This window comes from Pseudomonas arvensis (genome assembly GCF_056688935.1).
In genome coordinates this window covers 5,846,686-5,859,655 of record NZ_CP162038.1, presented here as the reverse complement: position 1 = coordinate 5,859,655, position 12,970 = coordinate 5,846,686, and the positions used below count along the sequence as shown (strand labels likewise).

16 protein-coding genes are annotated in these 12,970 nt (G+C 61.5%); 4 read left to right on the top strand and 12 right to left on the bottom strand.

Features of this window, described 5'->3' with window-relative positions; genetic code table 11:
- Positions 1-10 precede the first annotated feature (10 nt).
- From metX to AB3G88_RS26690, 4 genes are all read right to left on the bottom strand, one after another.
- A complete protein-coding gene (gene metX, locus AB3G88_RS26705) occupies positions 11-1,153 on the bottom strand; it encodes a homoserine O-succinyltransferase MetX (protein WP_112192671.1) in 1,143 nt (380 codons plus the stop codon).
- Positions 1,154-1,269: 116 nt separating this feature from the next.
- Positions 1,270-1,860 (bottom strand): YggT family protein, encoded by a 591-nt coding sequence (locus AB3G88_RS26700; RefSeq protein WP_099585845.1) that lies wholly within the window; start codon positions 1,858-1,860, stop codon positions 1,270-1,272.
- A 9-nt stretch (positions 1,861-1,869) separates the two neighbouring features.
- Complete coding sequence (gene proC, locus AB3G88_RS26695; RefSeq protein WP_480452403.1) at positions 1,870-2,688, bottom strand: pyrroline-5-carboxylate reductase; 819 nt, start codon at positions 2,686-2,688, stop codon at positions 1,870-1,872.
- Between the two features lie 33 nt (positions 2,689-2,721).
- A complete protein-coding gene (locus AB3G88_RS26690) occupies positions 2,722-3,408 on the bottom strand; it encodes a YggS family pyridoxal phosphate-dependent enzyme (RefSeq protein WP_480452401.1) in 687 nt (228 codons plus the stop codon).
- 57 nt (positions 3,409-3,465) lie between these two features.
- Here AB3G88_RS26690 and AB3G88_RS26685 point away from each other — a divergent pair, with 57 nt between their 5' ends.
- The gene (locus tag AB3G88_RS26685) at positions 3,466-4,500 is read left to right on the top strand and encodes a type IV pilus twitching motility protein PilT (RefSeq protein WP_099585842.1); all 1,035 of its coding nucleotides are present in this window, start codon (positions 3,466-3,468) and stop codon (positions 4,498-4,500) included.
- Between the two features lie 79 nt (positions 4,501-4,579).
- On the opposite strand, the gene AB3G88_RS26680 is transcribed toward AB3G88_RS26685, so the two are convergent.
- The gene (locus AB3G88_RS26680) at positions 4,580-5,218 is read right to left on the bottom strand and encodes a C40 family peptidase (protein ID WP_099585841.1); all 639 of its coding nucleotides are present in this window, start codon (positions 5,216-5,218) and stop codon (positions 4,580-4,582) included.
- 250 nt (positions 5,219-5,468) lie between these two features.
- Here AB3G88_RS26680 and AB3G88_RS26675 point away from each other — a divergent pair, with 250 nt between their 5' ends.
- Positions 5,469-5,897, top strand: a complete 429-nt coding sequence (locus AB3G88_RS26675) for an NINE protein (RefSeq protein WP_099585840.1) — start codon at positions 5,469-5,471, stop codon at positions 5,895-5,897.
- Between the two features lie 116 nt (positions 5,898-6,013).
- Here the strand turns inward: AB3G88_RS26675 and AB3G88_RS26670 are convergent, their stop codons facing one another.
- The 7 genes from AB3G88_RS26670 to gshB all read right to left on the bottom strand — a co-directional run bounded on the left by AB3G88_RS26670 (position 6,014) and on the right by gshB (position 11,901).
- A complete protein-coding gene (locus AB3G88_RS26670; protein ID WP_480452398.1) occupies positions 6,014-7,285 on the bottom strand; it encodes a dihydroorotase in 1,272 nt (423 codons plus the stop codon).
- The gene (locus tag AB3G88_RS26665) at positions 7,282-8,286 is read right to left on the bottom strand and encodes an aspartate carbamoyltransferase catalytic subunit (protein ID WP_099585838.1); all 1,005 of its coding nucleotides are present in this window, start codon (positions 8,284-8,286) and stop codon (positions 7,282-7,284) included. The genes AB3G88_RS26670 and AB3G88_RS26665 overlap by 4 nt, the downstream gene beginning before the upstream one ends.
- Before the next feature lie 24 nt (positions 8,287-8,310).
- Positions 8,311-8,817, bottom strand: coding sequence for a bifunctional pyr operon transcriptional regulator/uracil phosphoribosyltransferase PyrR (pyrR, locus tag AB3G88_RS26660; RefSeq protein ID WP_099585837.1), 507 nt, complete (start codon positions 8,815-8,817; stop codon positions 8,311-8,313).
- Positions 8,818-8,890: 73 nt separating this feature from the next.
- Positions 8,891-9,328, bottom strand: a complete 438-nt coding sequence (gene ruvX, locus AB3G88_RS26655; protein WP_003176676.1) for a Holliday junction resolvase RuvX — start codon at positions 9,326-9,328, stop codon at positions 8,891-8,893.
- Positions 9,328-9,897, bottom strand: coding sequence for a YqgE/AlgH family protein (locus AB3G88_RS26650; protein ID WP_099585836.1), 570 nt, complete (start codon positions 9,895-9,897; stop codon positions 9,328-9,330). The genes ruvX and AB3G88_RS26650 overlap by 1 nt, the downstream gene beginning before the upstream one ends.
- A 67-nt stretch (positions 9,898-9,964) precedes the next feature.
- Complete coding sequence (locus AB3G88_RS26645) at positions 9,965-10,870, bottom strand: energy transducer TonB (protein ID WP_099585835.1); 906 nt, start codon at positions 10,868-10,870, stop codon at positions 9,965-9,967.
- 77 nt (positions 10,871-10,947) lie between these two features.
- A complete protein-coding gene (gene gshB, locus AB3G88_RS26640) occupies positions 10,948-11,901 on the bottom strand; it encodes a glutathione synthase (RefSeq protein ID WP_099585834.1) in 954 nt (317 codons plus the stop codon).
- A 238-nt stretch (positions 11,902-12,139) separates the two neighbouring features.
- On the opposite strand from gshB, the gene pilG reads away from it, so the two are divergent.
- Positions 12,140-12,547 carry a twitching motility response regulator PilG gene (gene pilG / locus AB3G88_RS26635; RefSeq protein WP_400527561.1) on the top strand — a complete coding sequence of 136 codons (408 nt, stop codon included), beginning with the start codon at positions 12,140-12,142 and terminating at the stop codon, positions 12,545-12,547.
- 46 nt (positions 12,548-12,593) lie between these two features.
- Positions 12,594-12,959, top strand: coding sequence for a twitching motility response regulator PilH (pilH, locus tag AB3G88_RS26630; protein WP_003176670.1), 366 nt, complete (start codon positions 12,594-12,596; stop codon positions 12,957-12,959).
- Positions 12,960-12,970 lie beyond the last annotated feature (11 nt).

Genomic DNA, 12,970 nt, shown 5'->3' with positions numbered 1-12,970 from the left:
CGTAAGCAATTCATATAAGCGAAATGCGGTTCATGTAGTTGCTAAAAGCCTGCAAATAACGCGGGATCGGGATCAGGAAGGCGTCGTGGCCTTGCGGAGCATCGATCTCCAGGTAGCAGACGTCTTTGCGTGCGGCCATCAGCGCGTCCACCAGCTCACGGGAGCGCGCCGGCGAGAAGCGCCAGTCGGTGGTGAACGACATCACGCAGAACTTGGCCGTGGCGCCTTCGAAGGTTTTCGCCAGGTCGTCATCAAAGTTGGCGGCTGGGTCGAAGTAGTCCAAAGCCTTGGTCATCAGCAGGTAGGTGTTGGCGTCGAAACGCCCGGAGAACTCCTCGCCCTGATAACGCAGGTAGCTTTCCACCTGGAATTCGACGCTGTGGAAGTCGTAGTTGAGCTTCTCGCTTTTGAGACCACGGCCGAATTTCTCGCCCATGGAGTCGTCGGACAGGTAGGTGATATGCCCGACCATCCGCGCCAGCATCAGGCCGCGCTTGGGAATCACACCGGCTTCCTGGAACGAACCGCCGTGGAACTCGGGGTCGGTGAGGATTGCCTGGCGCGCCACTTCGTTGAAGGCGATGTTCTGTGCCGACAACTTGGGGGCCGAGGCGATGGCCAGGCAATGGCGCACGCGGTCTGGGTAAGTGATGGTCCATTGCAGCGCCTGCATACCGCCCAGGCTGCCACCGATCACGGCGGCCCATTGGCTGATGCCCAGCAGGTCGGCGAGACGCGCCTGGCTGTGCACCCAGTCTTCCACGGTGAGCACCGGGAAGTCGGCGCCGAACGGCTTGCCGGTTTCCGGGTTGAGGCTGCTGGGGCCGGTGGAGCCGTTGCAGCCGCCGAGGTTGTTCAGGCTGACCACAAAGAACTTGTTGGTGTCGATGGGCTTGCCGGGACCGATGCAGCTGTCCCACCAGCCGGGCTTGCGCTCGTCGGCACTGTGGAAACCCGCAGCATGGTGATGGCCGGACAAGGCGTGGCAGATCAGCACGGCGTTGCTCGCCGTGGCGTTCAGTTGGCCATAGGTTTCGTAGATCAGGTCGTAGGCGGGTAGCGAACGGCCGCAGGCCAAGGCCAGGGGTTCGCTGAAGTGCGCCACTTGGGGCACGACCAGTCCAACAGAATCGGGGGGGAAGGCAGCTGGCATCGACCCTGCTCTCGTTTAAATGAGGCGTAAGTCTAAAGACCGCTGCACCCAGCGGCAAGCAAAGGCCTGCGCGGTGCGAAATGAGGGAGGGAGCAAGTCCCTCCTACCTTTGTTCATCAGATCAGCAAGCGCAGAATCTCTGGCATCCCGGTCATGGCCGCCAGGTTGTTGATCACTAGCATGTCCAGCAGCTTGAGCACCATGAACGCGAGGATCGGCGAGATATCCAGGCCGCCCAGGTTCGGCAGCAGACGGCGGAACGGCGCCAGGGCCGGCTCGCAGATCTGGTTGACCAGCTCGGCGCCAGGGTTGTGGCTGCCCGGGGCGACCCAGGACAGGATCACGCTGATGATCATGGCGAAGAAGAAAATCTTCAGGAACAGCGCGGTCACGCCGATGATTGCCCAGATCAGCAACTGTACGAAATTGCCGGTGGTGCCGTAGGTCAGCAGCAGGGTCAGCGCCATCAAGGCCAACTGCACCAGGATCGCCAGCACCAGCGAGGACATGTCCAGGCCGAACAGGCTCGGGATCACTCGGCGCAGCGGCTTGAGCAACGGCTGGGTGGCCTTGACGATGAACTGGCAGAGCGGGTTGTAGAAGTTGGCGCGTACCAGTTGCAGCACGAAACGCAACAGCACGATCAGCAGGTAAAGGCTGCCGAGGGTTTGCAGCACGTAGACGGCTGCGGTGTTCAAACCAATCATGTTGGCTCCTTAGTTGCCCAGTTGTTCGGCCATTTCGGCCGATCGGTGCGCAGCGGCACCCAGTGCTTTTTCCACCAGGGCTTCAAAGCCCCCGGCCTGGAACGATTCAATGGCGGCCTGCGTGGTGCCGCCTGGGGAGGTCACGCGGCGGCGCAGTTCGGCGGCATCCACATCGCTGGAGACGGCCATCTTCGCGGCGCCCAAGGCGGTTTGCTCGGACAGTTGCTCAGCGACTTCCCGTGGCAGGCCCAGTTTCACGCCAGCAGCGGTCATGGCTTCGATCAGCAGGAAGAAGTACGCCGGGCCGCTGCCGGAGACAGCGGTGACCGCGTCCAGTTGTTGTTCCTGTTCCAGCCACAGGGCAATGCCCACGGCGGACAGCAGCTCCTGGGCCTGTTTACGTTGCTCGGCGCTGACCTCGGCAGTGGCGTACAAACCGCTCACGCCCTGGCGCAGCAGGGCCGGAGTGTTGGGCATACAGCGTACGATAGGCTGGGCACCGAGCCAGTTTTTCATGCTGGCGCAGGTAATGCCGGCGGCGATGGACACCACCAACTGATGCGGTTTCAGGTTCGGGCGCAGGCTTTCGCACACGGCCTTCATGGCCTGTGGCTTGACCGCCAGCACGATCACGTCGACGCCCTGGATGGCTTCGGCGTTGTCGGCGAAGGTGTCGATACCATGCTCGGCGCTGACGCGCGCACGGGTGTCTGCGCCCGGATCGCTGGCGCGGATCTGCGCGGCGTCCAGGCCCTTGGCCCGCAGGCCACCGATCAGGCTGGCCGCCATGTTGCCGGCGCCGATAAAGGCAATACGCGTGTTGCTCATGACAGGTCCTTATTCAGAGGGAGGTCAGCCATTTCACGGCTGGCCGTAATCACGGGCACCAAACAGTGCGGTACCGATCCGCACCCAGGTGGCGCCTTGGGCGATGGCCGACTCAAGGTCATGGCTCATGCCCATGGAAAGAGTGTCCAACGGCAGGTTCAAACTGGCTTGCAGGTCGCGAACGGTGGCGAATGCTGCATCTTGCTCGGCGCGATCTTCGGTCGGCTCGGGGATTGCCATCAGGCCGCGCAGCGTCAGGCGCGGCAGGGCGCTGATCGCATCGACCAGGGCCGGCAGGTCGGCGGGCGTACAGCCGGACTTGCTGGCTTCGCCACTGACATTGACCTGGATGCAGATATTCAGCGGTGGCAGGTCGGCCGGGCGTTGTTCGGACAGGCGTTGTGCAATTTTGAGGCGGTCCACGGAATGCACCCAAGCGAAGTTCTCGGCGATAGCGCGCGTCTTGTTCGATTGAATGGGGCCGATGAAGTGCCAACTCAAGGGCAGTTCGGTTAATTCGGCCTGTTTGCCCAAGGCTTCCTGCAGGTAGTTCTCGCCAAAGTCGCACATACCGGCGGCGTAGGCTTCACGCACGGCTTGGGCGGGTTTGGTCTTGCTCACGGCCAGCAGGTGGATGCTGCTTGCGTCACGTTGCACGGCGTCGGCTGCGGCGCGGATGCGCTGGCTAACCTGGCCGATGTTGTCTGCTATCGTCGACATTCAAGATGCGCCCGTGGATATGGAGTCCGCGGCATTCTACTGGAAATGGAAAGCCCTATGGATATCACTGAATTACTGGTGGCCGGCGTGCGCCGTGGCGCCTGCGACCTGCACCTGTCGGCTGGGCTGGCGCCCATGTTGCGAATCGATGGCGAAATCTGGCCGATGGATTGCCCGGTGCTTTCAGCTGTGCAAGTGGCGGATTTATTGAGCCCTTTGCTCAACCAATACCAACAAAAGGATTTCGAAACATCTCTTGAAACGGATTTTGCCTTCGAGCTGCCAGGCGTGGCGCGGTTCCGGGCGAATGTGTTCCAGCAGGATCGCGGCATGGGCGCGGTGTTTCGCACCATCCCGGCCGACGTCCAGAGCCTGGAAAGCCTGGGCCTGGGGGAAGTGTTCCAGCGGATCGCCCAATTGCCCCGTGGTCTTGTGCTGGTCACCGGGCCTACGGGCTCCGGCAAGTCCACCACTCTGGCCGCCATGATCGACTATCTCAACCAACACCGGCGCCAGCACATCCTCACGCTGGAAGACCCCATCGAATTTATCCACAGGCCGAAAACCGCGCTGATCAATCAGCGCCAGGTGCACCGTGACACCCACAGTTTTTCGGCGGCCCTGCGTTCGGCGCTGCGTGAAGACCCCGATGTGATTCTGGTGGGCGAATTGCGTGATCTGGAAACCATCCGCCTGGCGCTGACGGCGGCTGAGACCGGGCATCTGGTATTTGGCACCCTGCACACCACCTCGGCGGCAAAGACCGTGGACAGGCTGGTGGACGTGTTCCCGGCCGGCGAAAAAGCCATGGTCCGCTCGATGCTGTCCGAGTCGTTGCAGGCGGTGGTATCCCAGGTACTGGTGAAAAAGCATGGCGGCGGGCGCGTGGCGGCCCATGAAATCATGCTGGGCACGCCGGCCATTCGTAACTTGATTCGTGAGGACAAGGTGGCGCAGATGGTCTCGGCGATTCAGACCGGTGGGGCGTTGGGGATGAAAACGCTGGATATGAGCTTGAAGGCGTTGGTCAGCGAAGGGCTGGTCAGCCGAGAGGATGCGCGGGAGAAGGCGAGGGTGCCTGGGGATATATAAGATCGGGAGACATAAGGAGATCCAAATGTGGGAGGGGGCTTGCCCCCTCCCACATTGATTACTGCATTTCAGCTGAAGATCAGCGCTGGACGACCCGCAGGTTGTTGTTCTGCTCTTTAGGCAGCACTCGCTTGGCAATCACGTAGTTCTTGTCCCAGAACGGCTTTTTCAGCGTGTCGATGCTCACCGACTTGCCACGGCGCGGTGCGTGGATAAAACGGTCGTTGCCCAGGTAGATGGCAACGTGGTTCACCTGGCGGCTCTTCAGTTTGAAGAACAGCAGGTCACCCGGTTTCAGGTCCTTGCGATCAACCTTCTGCCCGTGGCCGGCGGCCATGGCGTTGGAAGTGCGCGGCAGATCCACGGCGGCGACGTCGTTGAATGCATATTTCACCAGGCCGCTGCAGTCGAACCCTTTACTTGGGCTGCTGCCGCCCCAACGATAAGGTGTACCGAGCACGTTGACGGCACGGCTGAGGACGTTGCTGCTTTGCTTGGTGTTGACTGCCACCAGGCCTGGAACTGCTTTACCGTGGGCCTTGCTCAGTTGAGTCGGGCGGCTGACGGTCGGCTTTGCCGATTTGGCAGTGCTTGGCGTGCTGTGGACTTTAGGGGTGAAACCGTTGACGTTTGGAAGTCGTTGCTCACGATTGGTGGCGTGGGCGGCCAATGGCACTAATAGGCAAATGGTTAGCCATGTCTTTAAAAATGGTCGCATCAGGCGTGGCTCTTATGGGTTTGCGCGCAACTTTATAACAGCTTTTTGTGTCGATCTCAGGCCGTTTGTCGACTGAACCTTGACGTCAAAATCAGGAAATACGCGACGAATTGCCGCAATTGTCCTACACAAGTCAGGTGGCATAAGGCTTTCAGGGGTGGGACGATACCATTTGCCGTACGTCGGGCGCCCGTAAAAAAGTCACAAAGAAAATGAAAAAATTTATCTATCGAAGCAAAAGAGGTACGCCATGAACACCTATCAACAGGTTGGGCCGCGACAAGACACCCACAGCAAAGTGATCGGTTACCTGCTGTGGATTTTCGGGTTTACCGGCGCGCACCGCTTCTATTACGGTAAGCCGGTAACCGGCACGATCTGGTTTCTTACCCTGGGTTTGCTGGGTATCGGCTGGCTGATCGACCTGTTCCTGATCCCCGCGATGGACCGTGAAGCCGACCTGCGTTTTACCGCCGGCCCCATCGAATACAACGTGGCCTGGATTCTGTTGACGTTTCTTGGCGTGTTTGGCGTGCACCGCATGTACCAGGGCAAATGGATCACGGGGCTGATCTACCTGCTGACGGGGGGCTTGTTCCTGGTGGGCGTGCTGTATGACTTCTGGACGTTGAATACCCAGGTTTCGATTCGCAATGCCGAGCGCAACGGCGGCCGCTGAATCTTTAGAGGCCTGCGCAGAACCCAGTGTGGGAGCGGGCTTGCCCGCGAATGCTGAATGTCAGTCGACATCTACATGACTGATACACCGCATTCGCGAGCGAGCCCCACCTTATTTTAGGCCTGGTAGCTGATCCGCCCATCCACCAAGGTATAACGCACCGCCGCCGGCAGGCTATGCCCGATGAACGGGCAGTTCTCACCCTTGGATAGCCAGTGTTCCCCGGCAATCGTGGAGCTGGCCGGGTCAAACAGCACCAGGTCCGCCGCCGCACCCACCGCCAACTTACCCGCCGGCAGGCGCAATGCTTCAGCCGGGCCGGCGCTCAGGCGTGCCAGCAGTGTCGGCAAATCCAGCAAGCCGTCTTCCACCAACGTCATCGCCAGCGGCAGCAACAGCTCAACGCTGCTGATACCCGGCTCGGTCGCACCAAACGGCGCCAGCTTGGCATCACGCTCGTGGGGCTGGTGGTGGCTGGAAATCGCCGAGACCACACCGGACTTCACCGCCGCGCGCAAACCTTCGCGATCGGCCAGGGTGCGCAGCGGCGGTTGCACGTGGTACAGGCTGGAGAAATCGATCAGTGCCTCATCCGTCAGGATCAGCTGATACAACGCCACATCCGCTGTCACCGGCAACCCACGGGCCTGCGCCTGGGCGATCAGGGCGACACCGCGTGCGCTGGTCAACTGGCTGAAGTGCGCACGCACGCCACTTTGCTCCACCAGCAGCAGGTCACGGGCCAGGGCCACGGTCTCGGCGGTTTCCGGGATGCCCGGCAGGCCGAGGAAGCTGGCCACGGCGCCTTCATGGGCCAGGCCACCTTCCGCCAGGTCGCGGTCCTGGGAGTGGAAGATCACCGTCAAGTCGAAGGTGGCGGCGTATTCCAGGGCGCGGCACAGGGTGCGGGTGCTGCGGAAGCTCTCCAGGCCGTTGCCGAAGGCTACACACCCGGCGTCGCGCAGGGCGATCAGTTCGGCGAGTTGTTCGCCGTCCAGGCCTTTGCTCAGGGCGCCGATGGGGAACACTTTGCAATTGCCGGCTTCACGGGCGCGGTCGAGGATCAGCTCGGTCACGGCCGAGGTGTCCAGAACGGGCTTGGTGTGCGGCGGGCAGCATAGGCTGGTCACGCCACCGGCCGCAGCGGCACGGGTTTCGCTGGCGATGCTGCCTTTACGGCTGTAGCCCGGCTCGCGCAGGGCGACGTTCAGGTCCACCAGCCCGGGCGCGGCCACCAGGCCTTTGGCGTCGATCGTCTCGCTGGGGCTGAAACCGCCGGGAGCGGCGCCAATGGCGATGATCTTGCCGGCCTCCAGATGAAGATCGGTGACTTGATCCAGGCCACTGGCCGGATCGATAACGCGAGCGCCAAGAATGCTGAGCTTCACTGGGCGTTCTCCTGCTCGAATTGACGTTGCGCGGTTTGTCCGCTCATGGCCATGGACAATACGGCCATGCGCACGGCGATGCCGTAGGTCACTTGGTTGAGAATCACCGACTGGCTGCCGTCGGCCACCGCCGACTCAATTTCCACCCCTCGGTTGATCGGGCCTGGGTGCATCACGATGGCGTCCGGCTTGGCGCCGGCCAGGCGTGCGGTGGTCAGGCCGAACAGGCGGTAGAACTCACCCTCGCTCGGCAGCAGGCCGCCGGACATGCGCTCGCGTTGCAGGCGCAGCATGATCACCACGTCGACATCCTTGAGGCCTTCGGCCATGTCGGTGTAGACCTTCACGCCGTATTGCTCGATGCCGATGGGCAGCAGGGTTTTTGGCGCGATCACGCGGATATCCGGGCAACCCAGGGTTTTCAGGGCCAGCATGTTCGAGCGTGCGACCCGCGAGTGCAGGATGTCGCCGACGATGGCCACCGAGAGGTTTTCAAAGCTGCCCTTGTGCCGACGGATGGTGAGCATGTCGAGCATGCCCTGGGTCGGGTGGGCGTGACGGCCGTCGCCGCCGTTGATGATCGCCACCTGGGGGCACACGTGCTCGGCGATAAAGTGCGCGGCGCCGGAGTCGCCGTGGCGCACCACGAACATGTCGGCAGCCATGGCTTCCAGGTTGCGCAGGGTGTCGAGCAGGGTTTCGCCCTTGCTCGCCGACGACGTGGACACGTTCAGCGTGATCACGTCGGCCGACAGCCGCTGGGCCGCCAGTTCAAAGGTGGTACGGGTGCGCGTGGAGTTCTCGAAGAACACATTGCAGATGGTTTTGCCGCGCAGCAACGGGACTTTCTTCACCGCCCGGCCACCGACTTCGAGAAACGAATCGGCCGTGTCGAGGATTTCGGTGAGCAGTTCGCGGGGCAAACCGTCGAGGGACAAAAAGTGTTGCAACTGGCCCTGAGCATTGAGCTGCAGCGGGCGCTTGGCATCTAGAGGCGTCATCGCGGGGACTCTGTACAAGGCGGTTTAAAGGGCAAGGTCTTGCAGTTCGAGTTCGAGCGGCGTGGGACCGGACAATTTTACCCGTTGCCGGGCTTGCAGCGACAGTGTGGCGCCGACCACATCCGGGCTGATCGGCAACTCGCCGGCATCCAGGTCCAGCAGGCAGACCAGCGTGATACTGGCCGGGCGGCCGTAGTCGAACAGCTCGTTCATGGCGGCGCGGATGGTGCGGCCGCTCATCAGCACGTCGTCGATCAGCACCAGGTGCTGGCCTTCGATCTCGAACGGCAGGGCCGACGGGCGCACTTGTGGATGCAGGCCGTTCTGGCTGAAGTCATCGCGGTAAAAGGATACGTCCAGGGTGCCCAGGGGCGAATCGCTGCCCAGTGCTTCCAGCAGCGCCTGGGCCACCCACACGCCACCGGTGCGAATGCCGATGAAGCGCGGCTCGCTGATGCCACGGTGTTCCAGGTTAGCCTTGAGGCGTATTGCCATCTGGCTGATCAGTTCGGCGGGGTTCGGCAGGCTCATGGTGGCTCCTTCAAGGCCTTGCTGTAGGCAAGTTCCGGGCTCAAACGTAAGAAGACGCGGCAAGCCGCGTCAGTCAGGATTCAAATAAAGCGGTGTTTTCATCCAGCCAGCCCTGCAACAGCAAGGCGGCGGCGATGGCGTCCACGGGGTTGTCGCGGTAGCTGCCTTTCTGCCCGCCACGGTCGCGGCGTTCACCCTTGGCTTCAAAGGTCGTCAGGCGTTCGTCGTGGGTATAGAAGGGAATGTTGTAGCGGCCGTTGAGGCGGCGGGCGAACTTTTCGGCGCGCAGGCACATGTCGCTGGGGGTGCCGTCCATGTTCAGGGGCAGGCCGACCACCACCGCGTCGGGCTTCCACTCTTTAATGAGGGCTTCGACCTGGTTCCAGTCCGGTATGCCGTTCTGGGCCTTCAGGGTGCACAGCTCACGGGCCTGGCCGGTGATTACCTGGCCGACCGCTACGCCGATCTGTTTGGTGCCGTAGTCAAAGCCGAGGATCAGACGCAAGGCCATCAGGCGTGCCCCGCCTGGCTGGTCAGCAGGCTGAGGTTGACGCGCAGCTTGGCGGCGGCCGCTTCCAGGCGTAGTTCGCTGGCAGTGTTGAACAGAATGTCGGCATCAAACGGGCAGGTCAGCCAGGCATTGCTGGCCAGTTCGGCTTCCAGTTGCCCGGCTTCCCAGCCGGCGTAGCCCAGGGTGATCACACTTTGCTCGGGGCCTACGCCGTCGGCGATGGCGAACAACACGTCCTGGGAGGTGGACAGCGACACGCCGTCCAGGTCCACCGTGGCCTGGAACGTCGGCCCGGTCGGGTGCAGCACAAAGCCGCGATCCGTCTGTACCGGCCCGCCGATGTAGATCGGAACACCCTGGCAACGGGCCGGCGGATCGATCTCGGGGCGCAATTGCTCAAGGATATCGGCCAGGTTCAGCGCTTGGGGCCGATTCACAACCAACCCCATGGCACCCTTGGCCGTGTGCTCGACGATGTAGGTCAAGGTGTGCGCAAAGTTCGGGTCGGCCATATGGGGCATGGCGATCAGGAATTGGTGCTTGAGGTAGGTCGGGCTGACATTTTTCATGTCCGCTAGTGTGGCGTTGGAGGGGCGAACTGACAAGCTGGGGATGTGTCGCACAGGGCAATTGTCATCAATTGCTCGACAGCCGATCGCCCTTGGCAAACTTCCACGTGCGGATGATTTCCAGGCGGTCCACGTCGTTCAGGTCGCCGGTAAACGGCGCGAATGGCGCAGCCAGGCGCACGATACGCTGTGCGGCCTGGTCCAGCAGCGGCTGGCCGGAGGACTCCAGCACCTGCACTTCATATAAGGTGCCATCGCGGTTGATCGACACTAATAGACGCAAATTGCCGTAAATCTGCTGGCGCCGTGCTTCTTCCGGGTAGTTGAGGTTGCCGATGCGCTCGACCTTCTTGCGCCACTCGTCCTTATACCAGGCGCCTTTGTCGCGCATGGTCGAGGCGGCATTCAGGCGGTAGATGCGTGGGCGCTTGGCGTACAACTGCTGTTCGTTGGCCAGTTCGGCTTCCAGGCTGGAGATTTCGTCGGACAGGGTCGAGCTGTCGAAAGTAGGCGCCGGCTTCACGGGCTCCGGCTGCGGCTCGGTCTTGGTCTTTTCGCGCTGGACCGGGGCTTTTTGTGGTTTGGGTGCGACGGTGGTCACCGTCGGCTTGGGTGTAGCCTGCTTGACCTCAGGCTTGGGCGAGGGAGGCGGCGTGACCTTATTGACCTTGTTGTCCTGGAACGGTGCCAGTTCGGTGGTCTTGGGGATGGCTTTCTTGTCGAGGGTGCCGCTGCCCTGTTGATTGTCCTGAGCCAGAAAGTCCGCTTTCTCAGGCTTCTTTTCACTCTTGAAGGTGGCGAGGGTGATTTCCAGGGTCTTGGTGATTTGCTTGGGCTCGACCATGGTGAAACCCACGCCGAGGAGCAAGGCCAAGTGAATCAAGGCGGCCAGGAACAGGGTAAATCCGAGCCGATCAGCCGGGCGCACGCCGCTATGGGAGAGTTCGGGGGGCAGATCGGACGGGAGTGTCATGACAAAAAAACCAACATCGCGCGTTTCACAGGTGGCGCATGATAACGCAATGTTGGTGCGTGTCCGGCTGTTCTATGTCACTTGGCTTGTAGCTTGCGCTCAATGGCGGCCATCAGCATTTCGCCGATGTTGGTGCCAAAGGCGTTGTCGATCTCGCGGATACAGGTCGGGCTGGTGACGTTGATTTCGGTGAGATTTTCACCAATCACGTCAAGGCCTACAAACAGTAAACCCTTTTCCCGCAGGGTCGGGCCGACTTGGGCTGCAATCCAACGGTCCTTGTCCGTCAGAGGACGCGCTTCACCGCGACCACCGGCGGCCAGGTTGCCACGGGTCTCACCGGCTGCCGGGATACGCGCCAGGCAGTAGTCCACCGGTTCGCCGTCGATCATCAGGATGCGCTTGTCGCCGTCCTTGATCGCCGGAATGTAAGCCTGGCCCATGATCTGCTGAGTACCCAGCACGGTCAGGGTTTCCAGGATTACCGACAGGTTCGGGTCGCCGGCGCGGTGACGGAAGATCGACGTGCCGCCCATGCCGTCCAGCGGCTTGAGGATCACATCGCCATGTTTGGCGGCGAACTCACGCAGCACATCGGCGCGGCGGCTGACCACGGTCGGCGGTGTGCATTGCGGGAACAGCGTGGCGAACAGCTTTTCATTGCAGTCGCGCAGGCTCTGCGGCTTGTTGACGATCAGTACACCGGCGCGCTCGGCCTGCTCCAGCAGGTAAGTGGAGTAGACGAATTCCATGTCGAACGGCGGATCCTTGCGCATCAGGATCACGTCCAGATCGCTCAGCGGGCTGTCGATCTCGTCCGAAAGCTCGAACCATTTTTCCGGGTTGGCGAACACCTGCAGCGGGCGCATGCGTGCGCGGGCCTCGCCGTCGCCCTGGTACAGATCGCGCTGCTCCATATAAAACAGGGTCCAGCCGCGGGCCTGGGCGGCCAGGAGCATGGCCAGCGAGCTGTCCTTTTTATAGGAAATGCTGGCGATAGGGTCCATGACAATGCCGACGCGAACGCTCATGGGGGATTTCCTCTAGCAAATTGGGCGCATAAAAGTGGCGTCAGAGTGGCGCTGCGGCTGTTGTGGGTCAAGGAAAAACCACCTGGCGGGTGCCTCGATAGATTGCTCCCCGAGACTGTGCTAAAAAGACTGCCACGGCGCAGCAGCCCTTGAAATCCAAGGCCTGCGACGCTCATCCTGTGCAACATCAGGCAGTACACACCGAAAACCGATTCGCTGTGGCGATGGTAGAGCAGATATGGAACAGCATCCCAACGCCTTGAGAGTGATGGTGATCGACGATTCGAAAACGATCCGCCGCACCGCCGAGACGCTGTTGAAGCACTCGGGCTGCGAGGTCATTACGGCCCTCGACGGTTTCGATGCCCTGGCCCGGATTGTTGATCATCACCCGCACATTATCTTTGTCGACATCATGATGCCGCGCCTGGATGGCTATCAGACCTGCGCCCTGGTGAAGAACAACCCGGCGTTCAAGTCGATCCCGGTGATCATGCTGTCCTCCAAGGACGGCCTGTTCGACAAGGCCAAGGGGCGCATCGTGGGTGTCGATCAGTTTTTGACCAAGCCTTTCAGCAAGGAAGAACTGCTGGGTGCGATCAAGGCGTATGTGCCGGGGTTCGCCGCAGTAGAACAAGCACACTGACGCCGCCCCACAAGGGCCGGCGCCGACCAATGTAGTGGGGAAAACCATGGCACGTGTTCTGATCGTCGACGATTCGCCGACTGAAATGTACAAACTCACCGGCATGCTGGAAAAGCACGGTCATCAGGTCCTCAAGGCCGAAAACGGCGCCGACGGCGTAGCCCTGGCTCGCCAGGAAAAGCCCGATGCAGTACTGATGGACATCGTGATGCCGGGCCTCAATGGCTTCCAGGCCACGCGCCAGTTGTCCAAGGAGCCGGAAACCAACGCTATCCCGATCATCATCATTACCACCAAAGACCAGGAAACCGACAAGATCTGGGGCGCACGCCAGGGCGCCAAGGATTACCTGACCAAGCCGGTCGACGAAGAAACCCTGATCGCCACCCTGAACAAGGTGCTGGCCGGCTGACGGCACGCCAT